11 protein-coding genes and 1 pseudogene are annotated in these 15,419 nt (G+C 47.5%); 6 read left to right on the top strand and 6 right to left on the bottom strand.

Features of this window, described 5'->3' with window-relative positions; all coding sequences use genetic code 11:
* Nucleotides 1-4: 4 nt before the first annotated feature.
* Nucleotides 5-310 carry a hypothetical protein gene (locus KKE17_06600; protein ID MBU1709657.1) on the bottom strand — a complete coding sequence of 102 codons (306 nt, stop codon included), beginning with the start codon at nucleotides 308-310 and terminating at the stop codon, nucleotides 5-7.
* A gap of 417 nt (nucleotides 311-727) precedes the next feature.
* Nucleotides 728-2,524, bottom strand: coding sequence for a translation elongation factor 4 (gene lepA / locus KKE17_06595; GenBank protein ID MBU1709656.1), 1,797 nt, complete (start codon nucleotides 2,522-2,524; stop codon nucleotides 728-730).
* A gap of 671 nt (nucleotides 2,525-3,195) precedes the next feature.
* Here lepA and KKE17_06590 point away from each other — a divergent pair.
* From KKE17_06590 to greA, 3 genes are all read left to right on the top strand, one after another.
* On the top strand, nucleotides 3,196-4,170 hold the full coding sequence (locus KKE17_06590) for an RNA polymerase factor sigma-32 (GenBank protein MBU1709655.1): 975 nt from the start codon (nucleotides 3,196-3,198) through the stop codon (nucleotides 4,168-4,170).
* Nucleotides 4,171-4,363: 193 nt separating this feature from the next.
* A complete protein-coding gene (locus KKE17_06585) occupies nucleotides 4,364-8,647 on the top strand; it encodes a tetratricopeptide repeat protein (protein MBU1709654.1) in 4,284 nt (1,427 codons plus the stop codon).
* 202 nt (nucleotides 8,648-8,849) lie between these two features.
* Nucleotides 8,850-9,335 (top strand): transcription elongation factor GreA, encoded by a 486-nt coding sequence (gene greA, locus KKE17_06580; GenBank protein ID MBU1709653.1) that lies wholly within the window; start codon nucleotides 8,850-8,852, stop codon nucleotides 9,333-9,335.
* 35 nt (nucleotides 9,336-9,370) lie between these two features.
* Here the strand turns inward: greA and KKE17_06575 are convergent, their stop codons facing one another.
* Entirely contained in the window at nucleotides 9,371-9,973 is a 603-nt protein-coding gene (locus tag KKE17_06575; protein MBU1709652.1) for a TetR family transcriptional regulator, read from the bottom strand.
* A gap of 286 nt (nucleotides 9,974-10,259) precedes the next feature.
* On the opposite strand from KKE17_06575, the pseudogene purD reads away from it, so the two are divergent.
* From purD to KKE17_06560, 3 genes and pseudogenes are all read left to right on the top strand, one after another.
* Nucleotides 10,260-12,033, top strand: a pseudogene (gene purD, locus KKE17_06570) (phosphoribosylamine--glycine ligase).
* Between the two features lie 21 nt (nucleotides 12,034-12,054).
* Nucleotides 12,055-12,672 (top strand): threonylcarbamoyl-AMP synthase, encoded by a 618-nt coding sequence (locus KKE17_06565; protein ID MBU1709651.1) that lies wholly within the window; start codon nucleotides 12,055-12,057, stop codon nucleotides 12,670-12,672.
* Nucleotides 12,673-12,978: 306 nt separating this feature from the next.
* Entirely contained in the window at nucleotides 12,979-13,305 is a 327-nt protein-coding gene (locus KKE17_06560; protein ID MBU1709650.1) for an Hpt domain-containing protein, read from the top strand.
* Nucleotides 13,306-13,313: 8 nt separating this feature from the next.
* Here KKE17_06560 and tsaE read toward each other — a convergent pair whose 3' ends face one another.
* From tsaE to KKE17_06545, 3 genes are all read right to left on the bottom strand, one after another.
* Nucleotides 13,314-13,772: a tRNA (adenosine(37)-N6)-threonylcarbamoyltransferase complex ATPase subunit type 1 TsaE gene (tsaE, locus tag KKE17_06555; protein MBU1709649.1), complete on the bottom strand. Its 459-nt coding sequence runs from the start codon at nucleotides 13,770-13,772 to the stop codon at nucleotides 13,314-13,316.
* Between the two features lie 7 nt (nucleotides 13,773-13,779).
* Nucleotides 13,780-14,055, bottom strand: a complete 276-nt coding sequence (locus tag KKE17_06550; protein MBU1709648.1) for a hypothetical protein — start codon at nucleotides 14,053-14,055, stop codon at nucleotides 13,780-13,782.
* Nucleotides 14,056-14,345: 290 nt separating this feature from the next.
* Nucleotides 14,346-15,389, bottom strand: a complete 1,044-nt coding sequence (locus tag KKE17_06545) for an NAD(P)/FAD-dependent oxidoreductase (protein ID MBU1709647.1) — start codon at nucleotides 15,387-15,389, stop codon at nucleotides 14,346-14,348.
* Nucleotides 15,390-15,419: the final 30 nt, after the last annotated feature.

Raw genomic sequence — 15,419 nt, 5'->3', positions numbered from 1 at the left:
GACCTTATTGTTTTTGACGCTTCATCAGTTCTGCCCAGTTGATGGCGTTGCACACGACATCCAGGGGTTTTCCTACTATCCATTCACCTTTTTTTCTGATCAGGGCATCAGGGTCTGAAGTTCTTCTGTAGATGATGGTTTGGTCCTCGGGATCAAGGAGGATCACCTCAATCTGGGGACTGATGCAGAAGGGAAATATCTTTTTACCGATCTTCAGGGTTTTCATGTACCCCTGTGCTTTCCCCTGCAGATCGGTTTCAATTTCTTTCAGGAAGGAGCGGTATTTTTGCTTGATTATTTCTTTCTGCATGGCATTGCCCTCCCTTTTTTTTAAGTTCTTAAGAAGTTGTACTTTGCTCCTTTTTATTACGGCGGAAAGTGGCAAGTCAAGTTTTTTTAACTCATTGATCTGTCGTGTTTTTTTGTTTAGCCTCAACCATCTGTTATCGTTGGTTTTTTCAGTCCAATAGTTCGGCTTGATAAGACGGGATTTTCCTGGTTGCTGGCATGGTTCAACGCTGATCAGCGCTATTTCCTCGCGCCACAAGCTAACTATCTGGAAATAAGGTGATTATATCCCGGAGATAGTTTATGGCATGGGTTTTGTCGGAAATTTACAGGAGTTGGCAGCGATACTGTGGAATGATAGACAGGTTGTTACGGATTTCGGCGATGATCGAAAAGTTTTGCAAACCGCTGAAAAAGCGACCTCCTGTGATCTTTCATTTCAGGTCTGTTCGGATTTGAGGACCGCCAGGAAGGCTTTCTGGGGGATGTCGACGTTGCCGACGGTCTTCATCCGTTTCTTGCCGGCTTTCTGCTTTTCAAGCAGTTTGCGCTTTCTTGAAATGTCGCCGCCGTAGCATTTTGCCGTAACGTCTTTTCGGAGGGCGGCAATGGTTTCACGGGCGATGATTGTGCCGCCGATCGCCCCTTGGATGGCGATTTTAAACATTTGGCGGGGGATTTCTTCTTTGAGCCTTTCGCAGGCATGAAGGCCACGTTCACGTGCTTTTGATTTATGAACCAGTTGCGAGAGGGCGTCGACCCTTTCACCATTTACCAGAATATCCAGTTTGGAAAGATCGCTGGGCCGGTAATCGATCAGAGCGTAATCAAAGGAGCCATACCCCTGGGTGATGGATTTGAGTTTGTCATAAAAGTCATAAATGACTTCCGCAAGGGGCAGTTCACAGGTGAATTCTATGCGGCCGGGCATGGGATAATGGTAATTGGTGTTTTCGCCCCGGCGTTCCATGCAAAGGGTCATGATAACCCCCATATAGCGTTCCGGTATGAGAATCGTTGCCTTGATATACGGTTCTTCGGTGCGGAGGATTTTTGCAGGATCAGGAAAATATGCCGGGTTGTCCACTTCCAGCATGGTTTGGTCCTGAAGGTAAAAATGATATTTTACCGACGGTACGGTAAGGATAAGCGGGATGTCGAATTCGCGTTCCAGTCGTTCCTGGACGACCTCCAGGTGCAGAAGGCCAAGGAAGCCGCAACGAAACCCAAAACCCAGGGCTGATGACGCGTCTTTCTGATATGACAGCGAGGCATCATTGAGTTTGAGTTTTTCAATTGCCGTTGCAAGGTTTTCATATTCATCCGTTGAGATGGGATAGAGGGAAGAGAATACCACCGGCTGAATTTCCTTGAAACCGGGCAGGGCTTTTGTGCAGGGATTGTCCTTAAGGGTAATGGTGTCACCGGTTTTGGTGTCGCTTACAGTTTTTACGCCGGCAATGATATAACCCACCTGGCCGGCGGAAAGTTCTTTTCTTGATTCGCGTTTCAAGCGAAAGACCCCAACCTCTTCAACCCGGTATGAAGCCTTGTTCGACATGAATTTGATCGTATCGCCCGGACGTACGCGGCCTTGAAAGATACGGCAGGAGATAATCGTTCCTCGGAAGGCGTCGTAGCGTGCGTCAAAAATCAGCGCCTCCAGGGGCGCGGCGACATCACCTCGGGGTGGCGGGAGAAATTTGACCACCGCCTCAAGGACTTCATCGACGCCCTTACCGGTTTTAGCAGAACATGCAACGGTGCGCTCGGCGTCCAGACCGAGATCTTCTTCAATCTGCAGGGCAATGGCTGTGGGGTCGGCTGACGGCAGATCGATTTTATTAATCACCGGGATGATTTCCAGATTGTTTTCCATGGCAAGATAGAGATTGGCAAGGGTTTGCGCCTCCACTCCCTGCGCCGCATCAATTAACAGTAAAGCACCTTCACAGGACGCAAGAGCCCGAGACACCTCGTAGCTGAAATCAACATGCCCCGGTGTATCAACCAGGTTCAGGATGTATTCTGTGCCGTCTTTTGCCTTATAGGGCAAACAGATCGCCTGGCTTTTAATGGTGATGCCGCGCTCTCTTTCAATGTCCATATTGTCGAGAAGCTGGTCATGGAATTCACGGGCGGTAACCATGCCGCAATGCTGGATAAATCTGTCGGCCAGAGTTGATTTCCCATGATCTATATGTGCTATTATGCTGAAATTTCTAATATTTTTCATAAATGTACAGTTGCCTGATAGGGTATCTGTTGGAGGAATGAGTATCCGTTGTTTGATAAAAAACGTAACAACCCAGGTTGGTTAGACTGTCGGTTGTTAGTTTTTGATGTCGAAGTTTATACCCTTGGGATCCTGGCTGTGCATTGATCGAAGCCGGGCGCTCAAGATTATGTTTGTCTGTTTTTTCTAAAACCCACGGCCTGGATGTCTATAGTCTTTTGACCTGTGCAGTAACAAAAATCCAGAGTAAAACTACAAATTATTAACATAAATCAAAGTATTAAAAAATATAATTTTGCATATTTCGATTCTTGGAAAGCCATTGCCCTGGTTATTTTCATCGAGTAAAGTTTATACTTTTTTTTGTGGGATATGGTACAGATGAAAAAAAAATGAGGATTTTTCTATGGATTGAATCCTTGAAATAACCTTGGTGTCGAAAAAAGGGCATGGTTTTTTGTTGATTTGTTTTGCAAAAGAAGATTACTTGCCCGACAATGATTCCAGAATATTTGAACTGGAACAGCGAGTGCTTTCCCAGGAGCTTGGAGTCGAAATTCATACCCCTTGCGGATACTTTCCTGCTGCGGGAAGTTTCAATGATTTATTAAAAATTGTTTCCGGGAAGGAGGTCCTTCCACTTCCCTGATTATTAAGAAATATAAAGAATTATGGAAAAAGAATCAGAAATAATAGAGGAATCTGAGGACTTCGGGTCGGAAGAGCACATCTATCCGCTGGTGGCATTGCCTGATGACAGTAATCTGCCGGCAATGACCCATCCCGGATTGCATCGTTATCTCAAGGAGATAAGCCAATACGAGCTTCTCACCCGTGAGGAGACCGAGGCCCTGGCCATCCGTCTTAATGAGGAAGGGGATCAGGAAGCTGCCTATAAACTGGTTACCGCTAATCTTCGCCTTGTTGTCAAAGTGGCAATGGATTTCCAGAAATACTGGATGCAGAACTTTCTTGATCTTATTCAGGAAGGAAACGTCGGTCTTGTTCAGGCGGTAAAAAAATTCGATCCGTACCGGGGGGTGAAATTTTCTTATTACGCCGCATATTGGATACGGGCCTATATCCTTAAATTCATCATGGATAACTGGCGATTGGTTAAAATCGGCACCACCCAGGCCCAGCGAAAGCTTTTTTTCAGCCTTAACAAGGAGAAAAAACTCCTTGAATCCCAAGGGTTTAAGCCCGAGGTGAAATTGTTGGCTGAGCGACTGAACGTCAAAGAGAGCGAAGTCATTGAAATGAGCCAGCGTATGGACGGCTGGGATGTTTCCCTTGAAAGTCCGGTAAGGGAAGACTCGGACGAGGAACAGAAGAATTTTTTCCCCAGCGGCGGACCGACCATTGAAGAGAAAGTTGCAGAAAAAGAAGTAAACGAAAAGGTCCAGGAACTTATCCAGAAAATTAAAGTGTTCTTGAATGATAAAGAGCTTGCGATCCTCGAAAGAAGACTGCTAACCGATGAGGTCATAACCCTACAGACAATCGCTGATGAATTCGGTGTTTCCAGAGAACGAGTCCGGCAGATTGAGGCCAATTTGCTCAAGAAGATGAAGAAATATCTTGAAGAAGAAGTCCCGGATATTAGAAGTTTCCTTGATGACTTATTCGAGACCTGGCGGACCTGAACAGGAGTTCATCGGCTATCCTCTGTGTTTTGGCAATCAGTGACGGCTCCGTTAAAAGTCGATGTAGCAAAAAGGTTCACCACACAAGATCAACATGTTAACGTGCAATAACTCGATAAAATCAGTCTTTTCGAAGTCTCTTTGCATTCGCTATCTACGATTTCATCAATCAGCGATCCAATTAAGCATCATCATGCGCCAAACGCATTCCTTGCAGCTCGATAACGAAGTGGCGGTGTTTCCGGCGCCGTTATCCGTCGTGGGAAAGTGCGATCTCAGCCGTTTTGTCCGCTTTGCCGGTCTTTTTGCCGGAATACTTGCTTTGCTGGTGTTTCTGCTCCAACCTGTTTATGCCCAATCCCTCACGAAACCGCAGGAAGCCTATTTGGGGAAAATGCTTTCGCCGTTACTGGAAGAAGTGATTCCTGCGAGAGAAATAGTCCTTCAAGGAAGCGCAGCACCGGTCTGGCTGAGAAAGTTGAAGGAAGCACGGGCGGAAATTCGTAAAGGCGATTTTTCTAAAGCAGTGGAACTCTACCGTGAAGTATTAGAGCTCAAGCGCGATAATGAAATTGTCCAGTGGGAGCTTGTTCAGGCCTTTCTCAAAACAGGAAATATTGCAGCAGCTGAAACGGTTATTGAGGAACTGGTGGAGCAGACCGAGGAAGATTTAGTGTATGTGAAAAAACTTGCCCGGATAAAGCTTGAAAATAAGCATTCGGGCCGGGCCATTGATCTGTATCAGAAAATACTTGTCAAGGAGCCTGAGAACCGGCAGGCGCTTGCCGGATTAACCTACTGCCTGCTCGAACTCGGCCGCAAATCAGAGGCCCTGGACGGTTTTGAGGTGATGCGTAAAAGCAGGCCCGAGGATCAAGCACTTAAAGGGATTATTGCCGATTTGGCTTATGATCTCGGGGATTTTGAGAAAACCAGGGTCTATGTTGGCGGTTTGGCCGCAGCTGATCAGGCTGACAGCGAAGTCCTGATCACGGCGGCCCGGGTTCATGATGCCCTGGGCTTGGAAAATCTGGCCATTGGTTTCTGGAAACGGCTGGCGGACCGTGACACCGGAAATAAAGAAGCACATGCACGCCTTGCGGCGTTTTATAAAAAAGAGGGCAGGAAACAGGAAGCTCTTGAGCAATCACTGGTACTCCTTGACCAGAGTCCGGATGACCCAGCAATTTTATATCAGGTGGCGAATTTATATCTGGAAACAAATCAACCGGCCAGGGCGTTGCCCCATCTCATTCGGTATGTCCAGAAAAAACCCCATGACAAAAAAGCACTTCGTTCGTTGATTGCTCTCCATGCGGCTCAGGGGAACAAAGAGGAGACTTTTGCCGCACTTGAAAGTTATTTTGCCGTGGAACCCCCGAAGAAGGAAGTAGATCTCAAGGAAGCGGCGCGGTTATATGAAGCCACGGGCCGTTTCAAGGAGGCACTCCCCCTGTATCGACAATTGTTTGCAATCACCCCAGGTGATCCGGAAATTCTGACCGCCCTGGCAAAGGATCTGCTGGCCATAGGCGTGAACGAAGGAGCGCTTTCCATCTGGAGGTATCCTTCGCGGATTACAACCCGTGGGGCTGCAGTGTTTCGTTCCATGGCGAATCTGCTTGACCGCCTTGGCAGGGAAGACGATTTGATCGAAGTGCTGGAGGTCATTCATCAACTGGAGCCCGAGGATCAAGAGATTACCCTGAAACTCGCAATACTTTATTTTGAAAAGCAAAGTTATATAAAGAGCGGCGAGCACTTTGACATTTTGGCGCAGGCTGGCCACAAGGGGCAGAAATTCCTGCTATTCCGTGGATTATTGTATGAACGTACCGGCCAACAGGGAAAGGCCTTGAATGATTTTGAGGCGTTGCTGGTTTCCGGGAAAGAATGGCAGAAGGAATTCGGTTGGTCCGAGAAAGATATCAGGAAACGATGCATTATCCTTGCCGGGCAATTGGGGAAACTGCATTCCGTTCATAATCACCTGAAAGAGCTTGATTATGAAAATCGGCAAATCTGGGGCGCTGAAGAACACTTGATTTTTGCACAGGCTCTGGCCCACAGCGGCGATGAGAACCAGGCTTTGGCGCTGTATAGGTGGATCGTGGATCAGGAACCGGAGTCAGGGTCAGATGGGCATCAAATCCCTGCCTTGCTGGAAATGTCGGAGCTATTTCGAGGAACAGGCAGGTATTTTGAGGCGGAACAATTCTTGCGGAGAGCTCTCACCATCGATCACCTGTCATGCGATGTGCTCAGTGCGCTTTTTGATTTATCGTTGGAAAGACATGTGCAGGAAATTGATCCGGAGATCTGGCTTTCCTCCATTTCGGCAAATGACCGGTGCAATATCAGTCAGGATCTTCTTGAAGCGAGAATGATGTCGGCAAGGGGTGGTCATTGGGGCGCTATAGGGCTGACCCGAAAACTCTTAGCACAGCAGAAAAAAATGAAGGAAAAAGAGGACGGCGCGGTCGGTGAGCAATCTGCGGAGCTGGAATTTGCCTTGGGAAGATTTCTGGTGCTGGCAAGTGAGTTTGAACAGGCTGAAGAGTATTTTCGCAATCTCCTCAATACCTCTTTTGATCTTGAGGCGCGCCTTTATTTACAGGAAATTTATGAAGTGACCGGCAATGACCCGGGTTTTCTGGAAATTACAAAAACGCTTTCCGCAGCTGACAAGGACTTGTCAGTATTGTTATCAATGGCTGAAATCTATAAACGGCAAAGACGATTTCCTGAATTGCTGCAGATCGCCAAGGTCGCACGCCGGAGAGCTCCGGATTCGGTTACCGCAGGCATCCTGCAGGTTGAGGCCCTTGAAAAGCTTGGTGATATTGCAGGTGCTCTTGATCTCATCAAGCAGATTATTACTGAAATGCCCGACAGCACATCCGCGGAACACAAGCTTCCCGGGATGTTGTTTAGAGCTGGTATGTACGACGAAGCAGTAAAGCAAAGCGATATTTTACTTAAGACCCGGCCGGACAGCCCCGACATTCTGCTCGTTAAAGCGAGAAGCCTCTGGGCCATGAACGACTGGGATAATTCAATCAAGGCATATGAGAGTTTCCTCAAAACACCCGTAGAGGATTTATTGCGAGCCAAGGCCGAGGAAACAGGTGTAGTGCTTGCCCCGGCTGCAAAGAAAAAATCTTTCTGGGATATATTTGATTTTGACAGGACTGATGATGATGATTTCTCAGAAATTATCATGGACGTGGTATATGCCGCTGAAAACGAATCACCGGGCCAAAGACTGGTGAATACAATTGCAGCACCTTTTTATGCCCAGTTCAGTTGGCAGCGATTGTTTGAAAAAGAACTCTCTGCACGGAGGGTTGTCAAAAGAAGGGAATATTTTCAGGCGGTCAATGAATACGAGGTTCTTATGAGGGAGTATCCCGGCGAAGATTCCATCCTTTTTGATCTTGCCGGCATATATGCCCATCTGGGGAGGCTCGGCGAAGAGGCATCACTCTACGAGCAGCTTGGAATGCGTAACAGTAATTATCCCGGACTGACTGAGGCCAAGGAGCGGAATCATTTCAAGCGCAGCCCGAGGAATACGGTCAGCTATGGTTTGCGACGTGAAGCAGGGCGGGACGATTATAAGTCCATGGAAAAGAATTGGGGTGGTGTTTCTTTGTGGCTTTCCCCATGGCTCAGGCAGGAATTTGAGCTTTCGGTGGACAACATCAATTACCGCTCCATGGCGTTTGAAAATAAAATTCATGCCACCAGAGCCTTCCTCTCCTATGAGGCCGGGATAATGAATGGCTTGACGTTTTCCTTGGGGACCGGGGTGCAGGCACTGGGGGATGGGGGCTCCGATACTGTTTTGGCGAAATGCGCTCTCAAGGGGAAAATCGGCGATACACTCACCGGCACGATGTCTTTTACCCGTGATGTTGTTGAGGATACAACGGCAAGCATTACAAGAAACGTTGTTCGGGAAGATTCGGCAGGCGGTATCTCGCTTGATATTTTGCCTCGTCTCATGGCAGGCGGAAATTACGGTTTCACTGATTACTCAGACGGAAACAAAATAACAGGGTATTCTTTTTGGACATCATATATAATCTTGTCCGATCCCACTTTTCTTAAGTTAAGCTATTCTTACGATTTTAAGGATTCCCGGGAAGGCAGATCTGTCGGCCCGCTCACTGAGGACGGCTTTGCTGAATATGATCACCCATACTGGACCCCTAAGAACTACTGGGTGAATCTCTTTAGTCTGTACTTCAAACATAAATTTTCAGAAGATACCCTTTCCCGTGGCGTGCCGCGGTATTATACTGTAGAATATTCTCTTGGCTATGACTCCAAGGGATATGGGCAACAGACCTTCAGGGGTGGTTTTTTCCTGGAATCAACCGAGAACCTGATCTTTGAGGCTGTCGGGGAAATAACTTCATCGCAGGTTTATAGAAAAAGGGAAGTAATTGTTTCCGCCGTCTATCGGTGGTGATATAATAGGGTTGTTACTTGAGAAGTTGTTTTAGGGCCGGGATTATTCAATCTCTGTCCTTCTTTATTTTTAGGCCGGCTTAATCGGCTGAACAGCTATCTGCAGGGACAGTGTTTTTTATTAATGTATATTATGTCCGGACACTCGGTAAGAATGATCCGGCCATAGTATGAGGATATATTTTATTTAGGGAGAATTACTTATGGTTGTCAGAGTACCAATGTCTAAAACGGGTTATACCGTTTTGCAGGAAGAATTGAACAGGCTGCATAAAAAAGAAAGGCCGGAAGTTATTAAATCCATAGAAGTTGCCCGGGGCCACGGGGATTTGAAAGAAAATGCCGAATATCACGCCGCCAAGGAACGACAGGGTTTTATCGAAGGCAGAATCATGGAGCTCAAAGACAAACTGGGCCGGGCGGAAATCATCGACTGTTCATCGGTCAGTTGTGATCGGGTTGTATTCGGCACCGTGGTGACTTTAATCGATCTGGATACCAATGAGGAAGTTCAGTATCAGGTGCTGGGACCAGATGAAAGTGATGTCAAGAATGGCAGTATTTCGGTTCTGTCGCCGCTTGGCCGGTCAATGATAGGCAAAAACGTCGGGGACGAAATACAATTCGACACCCCGGGTGGCAACCGGCAGCTTGAAATATTGGATATCAAATCTTCGGAGAGGGCTTAAAGGCTTTCTGGAAATCAGAGGTAATTGAGACCCCACTAGGCAAGGGAAGGGATTTTATGGTCGACGAGTCCATTCAGGAACATGCCGGCGATATGCAAACCGGTCTCTTCAAGGGTATATTGGTGTTTCGGACTTAAAGTCCAAAGTCTGGACATCTCGTCCAACGCTCCGAAAAAAGCCCTTTTGGCAATCCCCGGCTGAATATCCTGCCGGAAGATGTTCTGATCCTTTCCCAGATGGATAATGGTTGAGATGATATCGACATATTCCATGAATCTGGTGTTTCGGTATTCTTTCATGAATTTATTACTCTGTCGGAGTTCAACCTGGAGAACCTCTGCAAGTTCCCTTTTATCCTTCATCAGTTTCATGTGATGGACGGCAAAGAGCTCAATCATCCTGCGCGGATCTGTCTCCTGGGCCAGTAACTCTTTGACGTCCTGGATGATTTTTCCGATTTCCTCTTCAAAGAGGGATATCAGGATATCGTATTTGTTGTTGAAATAAAGATAGATGGTGCCGTCGGCAACTTGAGCCTCTTTGGCGATATCTGATATCCTCGCATTGAAAAAGCCTTTTCGTGCTAAGACCTTTACCGCAGCCTGAATGATTTTTTCGTGTTTGTTCGCTGTTCTCATATATCAGAAGAATATGCGTCAAAGATTTTGACGGCTTATTTTTGAATGAGTGCCCATTCATTTTATCACAGCTATCATAAAAAGGCTTATAAGTAGTGTCAAGAGTAAAAGTTGTTGTTATTAGATGTTTTTTTATAAAGAGTGAGAATATGTCGCGTTTTCTTGACAAGGATATCTGTGGGAGGTAGTCTTTCCTGCATTTGTAAAGGTCAAAAAAAAAGGAATAATTGATACGGGTGAACATTGTTTTTTGTGAATTATATCAGCAAGGTAAGGAGATTTTCTGATGAAGGTTCTGGTGGTTGGTTCCGGCGGTAGAGAGCATGCAATTGTATGGAAACTCAAACAGAGTCCGCGTGTTGATAAAATTTATTGCGTACCCGGAAATGCCGGAATAAATAAAATTGCCGAATGCGTTGCCCTGGAATCCTCTGATATAGAAAAAATTCTGGAATTTGCCAAAGGGACAGGAATTGACCTGACCATCGTCGGCCCGGAAGTCCCTCTGACCGAAGGAATAGTTGATATTTTTGAAGCGGCGGGAATGAGGGTGTTCGGCCCTTCAAAACAGGCGGCGGCCATGGAGGGCAGTAAGGTTTTTTCCAAGAACCTCATGAAAAAATACGGCATCCCAACCGGAGAATATGAAGTTTTTGAAAATCAGCATGAAGCCAATGAATGTATAGACAGGTTGGGCGCTCCTGTCGTAGTCAAGGCTGATGGGCTTGCAGCCGGGAAGGGTGTTATCGTTGCCCAGACCGTTCTTGAGGCCAAAGAAGCCGTAAATCTTATTAAGGCTGACAAGGCGTTTGGCGAAGCCGGTGCCCGGGTCATTATTGAAGAGTTTCTCGTGGGCGAGGAAGCCTCTTTTATTGCCTTTTCAGACGGCAAAACTATTCTGCCGCTGCCCACTTCCCAAGACCACAAGGCGGTTTATGATGGGGATAAAGGACCCAATACCGGCGGTATGGGCGCTTATTCTCCGGCGCCGGTTGTAACCGATGAAATGCACCGGCAGGCAATGGATAAAGTTATGATCCCGACGATCAATGCTCTTAAAGCTGAAGGCATACCTTTTAAAGGAATGCTGTATGCGGGATTGATGATTGACAAGGGCGTTGCAAAAGTGTTGGAATTCAATTGCAGATTCGGAGATCCTGAGGCGCAGCCGCTATTGATGCGGGTGAAAACCGACCTGGTTGATATTATGGAAGCCGCCATTGACGGCCGCTTGGACGAAATTGTCCTTGATGTCGACCCGAGGCCGACGGTCTGCGTGGTCATGGCTTCAGGGGGATATCCCGGCGCATATGACAAGGGCAAGGTGATTGCCGGCATTGATGATGCTTCGCAAAATCCTCTGGTTGAAGTGTTTCATGCCGGAACCGCAATGCAGGGCAACGATCTGGTTAATGCAGGCGGCAGGGTACTTGGAGTAACCGCTCTGGGTGATACTTTGCAGGAAGCGATAGATGCGGCGTATGAGGCTGTAAACAAAATACACTGGGAAGACTGTTATTACCGGAAAGATATAGGCCATAAAGCTTTAGGGAGAATGAACAATGAGTAATGCACCGCTTGTAGGTATTGTTATGGGAAGCGATTCAGACCTGCCGGTCATGCAGGCTGGAGCCGATTTTCTTGATAAAATGGCTATTCCTTATGAAATGACCGTTGCTTCCGCCCACAGGACGCCTGAGAGGGCGGCAACATTTTCGAGCACAGCCAGGGCGCGGGGCATCAAGGTGATAATCGCCGGCGCCGGGATGGCTGCTCATCTTGCAGGGGTTTTGGCAGCTCACACGACTTTACCGGTAATCGGCGTTCCCATCGACGCTTCGCCGCTTCAGGGTCTTGATGCCCTGCTTTCCACAGTACAGATGCCGCCGGGCGTTCCCGTAGCCACCATGGGGATAGGAAAATCAGGGGCGAAAAATGCAGCCATCCTGGCTACCCAGATTTTATCGTTGTCAGATGAGAGGCTTGCTGAAAAGCTCGTTGAGTTCAAGAAGGAAATGGCCGCCCAGGTTGACGAAAAGGCCAGGAATCTGCTGAAATAATTTTCGTCAGTAACCTCGGAAATGAGTTGTCGGATGAAACCGGTATCGGAAAAAGATTTTAAGGATGCTGTTTCTTTAATACGTTCCGGGGGCATGGTTGCTTTGCCAACGGAAACATATTACGGCCTGGCGGTGGATCCTTTTAATCCGGCGGCTTTAAAGCGTCTTTTTTTAATTAAGCAACGTGTGGCCCAAAAGCCCATTCTGCTAATTATTGATAATCCATCGTCCTTGGAATTTCTCGTAAAAGAAGTGCCGGATGTTTACCGGCCGGTCATGGAAACACAATGGCCTGGACCGGTTACCCTGGTTTTCAAGGCCAAGGAGGAGCTTTCATCCCTGCTCACGGGCAATACCGGCACTGTTGGGGTGCGTTGTTCTTCCCATCCCGTGGCCCGGAAACTGGTTGAAATGATCGGCAGCCCGGTGACCGCCACCAGCGCAAATATCTCCGGTCTACCTGCGGCGGTCAGTGCCCAGGAGGTGGTTTCTCAGCTGGGAGGAAGTATTGATATGGTCCTTGACGGCGGAAGGACTCCAGGGGAGAAAGGCTCAACGATTATCGGCTATAGAGGAAACAAGGTGTATTTGATCCGTGAAGGCGTGGTGCCGTTTTCAGAAATTGAACATGCAGAGTGAAACGTTTTTATGCCCTGCGGGTGCATTCGCCGCAGCTTGGAGTTTTTCGTTTTCCTGCCACCGGGAGCTTCAAAACAATTTGCCCGGATTGTAACATGCGAGAATTTATTAGAGATGGAATTTTCTTCAACTATTCCCTGGCGTCGAGGATTACAGAGAATGTGTCAGGACTCCATGACCGATTCGGGCTTTTTTTATCGATGAAAAGAGGGTATAAGAATTATATTCACTATTTTATTGATAACGAGATGTCAGTCACGACGGAAATAAGAAACATTGGGCAAAATATGCGTATAGGGGAGCTTTATGGCTGATTTAGAATGGAACAGGGCATTCGCCTTTGAGCAGTCTGGTGAAGATGAAGAGATTCTTGCTGAACTCCTGGATCTTTTTCGCGAGTCAACGGCCGCGGATCTTGAAAAAATTAAATCAGGGATAAGCGCTCAGGATGCAAAAGCGGTTGGAGAAGCGGCGCATAGCATAAAAGGCGCTGCCGCAAGTCTCGGCATTGAAGCAATGAGCAAGGTTGCCTATGAGATGGAAAAGGCCGGTCGCAAAAATGATCTTGAGGTCGCGATCAAGCATCTTCCGGAACTCGAAGCTCTGGCCGGGGAACTTGAGAGTCTGAAATAATCCTCTTTTTACGGAAGAAGATTTTCCAGTCCCTTTCCATGAAGAGTGAGCAGGTATTTCCTTGAAAATTCCGAGATGAAATCGATTTGAATATGCATTCTGTTTTCCGGCATGAGCCGGCCCAGCTTTTCAGGCCATTCGATAACCGCAAGCCCCTCACCGTAAATATAGTCGAGCAGCCCGGCATCTTCAATTTCCTCCTCCCCTGACAGCCTGTAGAGATCCATATGGTAAAAGGGGAGACGCCCGGGATATTCATGCAGCAGTCCGAACGTCGGACTGGTTATATAGAATGAGTCCGGCACCGCCAGGCCTTTTGCAATTGCCTGGGTAAGGGTGGTTTTGCCGGCCCCCAGGCTTCCGCCAAGAGTGATAACCTGCCCGGCTTGCGCTTGCCTGCCAAGCTTTTCTCCAAGGACCAAGGTGTCTGCCAGTGTTCCAAGTGTCAGCTTTAATGGGTTGCCCATAGCAAATTTAACCCTTTATTTTCTTATGACAGAAAAGACAGCGGTATTTGGGCGGATGGCCTTCGGGAAGGGGGGCTTCTCCTTTGGGGTTATGGCAGCTCTCGCATTCTTTTTCAGCTTCCTTTTTGCCCAGAGGGTAGTATTTCTTGTGTACCTCGTCTGCAGGGAGTTTTGCGGTTGTGCTTGGCGGGGCGTTCCATAAAAAGAGAAACACGCCGATACAGACGGCAATGAAAAGTGCATGAAGCGCGTAAGATTTTTTTTGATCAGGTTTTGTTTCCACTTCAAGAATTCCTTATTAATTAGTCCGTTTTCAAGGTTTAACCCCCCAGCCTTTCAGGAGGCTCGCCTTTTGTTAGGGGTTGATTTTTCTGAATATCGAATGTCGAATAAGTAATACTGAATGATGAAGGGTGGAAGATGTATCAATTGAGAAAGGACCTTCCTTCGACATTCGATATTCGGTGTTCAATATTCTGCGGTTCAAGTAGGTCTTAAACCGGTACACGCAGGTCTTGCTGGACTTTAAGTCCGTGAGTTTAAAACCACCTGCTTCAATTAGGTGGGGGTGTATCAGTCTTGGCAGCCCATTTCAAGGGCGCTGAAAGGGATGCATTTTATTCGTAATCCGGCGACCAGGATTTCCATTATGAGCTTTGAGCAGATTTTGTGGCGAGAAGATATCAACGTCAGTTGCTTATGGATAGTATGTCTTCTGAGAAGTTTTTTCAACCTGGAAGATGGATGATCCCCGGTAAGAATAGCACTGGCTGCTTCGTGGCCGGAAAGGATTGCCGGATAAATGCCTTCGCCGGTGAGCCCGGATGCAAGGCCGGCCGCGTCGCCTACCAGAAAAAAGTTGCCAAAGCAGATTCCCCGGTAGTCGAAGTTTATCAGCGCCGCCTTTGGGGATGAATTTTTGAGATCAATGCCCTTTTTCGTAACCCACTGATAGAAGTTTTGTTGGAGTTCCTTGGGCGGTATGGCCGGACGGTAGGCATAAGCGCCGATGGAAGCGCTTGTTTTATGCGGGAAAATCCAGGCATAGCCGCTGTCAAACAGCTTTGAGTTCAGGTGCCATTCCATCTTGTCATAAGCACCGGGGACCTGATGGTGAATTCCCACCCCGACATGTTTCGTGGGGATACCCAGGAATTTCCGCACAATAGAAGAACTGCCGTCAGCGCCGACCAGATATTTAAATTCAAGATCTCCGGTGTTTGTGGTGATCTGCCGGCGGCTGATTTTCTTTGCGTCTGTTGAGATCTTAACTGTTACACCGGCATTTTCTGCCTTGCTGAGCATGTATTGCCCGAGTTTTTTCCGGTCCACAGTCGAGATAATCGGCTTGGCGGAAGAAATCCTGATCCTTTGCAGGTTTGATTGAATAATCTGTTCGGGAAAAGACTTTTCTATCAGGTCGTCTGGCAGGTATTGCCCCAGACCGGACCAGGTAACACCTCCTGCACATACCTTGGGACCGACTTGGGCGTTTTTTTCAATAACCAGGACTTGCCTGCCATTTTCTGCAAGTTCGGTGGCACATGCAAGGCCGCCAGGACCGGCACCGATTATGATGATTTCAAAGGAGTTTTTTTTAGGCAAAATCACTTCCATATTTTCTCTTTATTGGAATGAAAACCTGGG

It is taken from the genome of Pseudomonadota bacterium, assembly GCA_018823135.1.
GTDB lineage: Bacteria > Desulfobacterota > Desulfobulbia > Desulfobulbales > CALZHT01 > JAHJJF01.
This window is presented reverse-complemented; position numbering and strand designations above follow the sequence as displayed.

Excerpts from the sequence above, each read along its gene's own strand:
- lepA (MBU1709656.1), bottom strand. The coding sequence starts at position 2,524 with ATGAAAAATATTAGAAATTTCAGCATAATAGCACATATAGATCATGGG.
- KKE17_06565 (MBU1709651.1), top strand. The coding sequence starts at position 12,055 with ATGAGTTGTCGGATGAAACCGGTATCGGAAAAAGATTTTAAGGATGCT.
- KKE17_06590 (MBU1709655.1), top strand. The coding sequence starts at position 3,196 with ATGGAAAAAGAATCAGAAATAATAGAGGAATCTGAGGACTTCGGGTCG.
- KKE17_06600 (MBU1709657.1), bottom strand. The coding sequence starts at position 310 with ATGCAGAAAGAAATAATCAAGCAAAAATACCGCTCCTTCCTGAAAGAA.
- tsaE (MBU1709649.1), bottom strand. The coding sequence starts at position 13,772 with ATGGGCAACCCATTAAAGCTGACACTTGGAACACTGGCAGACACCTTG.
- KKE17_06585 (MBU1709654.1), top strand. The coding sequence starts at position 4,364 with ATGCGCCAAACGCATTCCTTGCAGCTCGATAACGAAGTGGCGGTGTTT.
- greA (MBU1709653.1), top strand. The coding sequence starts at position 8,850 with ATGGTTGTCAGAGTACCAATGTCTAAAACGGGTTATACCGTTTTGCAG.
- KKE17_06545 (MBU1709647.1), bottom strand. The coding sequence starts at position 15,389 with ATGGAAGTGATTTTGCCTAAAAAAAACTCCTTTGAAATCATCATAATC.
- KKE17_06575 (MBU1709652.1), bottom strand. The coding sequence starts at position 9,973 with ATGAGAACAGCGAACAAACACGAAAAAATCATTCAGGCTGCGGTAAAG.
- KKE17_06560 (MBU1709650.1), top strand. The coding sequence starts at position 12,979 with ATGGCTGATTTAGAATGGAACAGGGCATTCGCCTTTGAGCAGTCTGGT.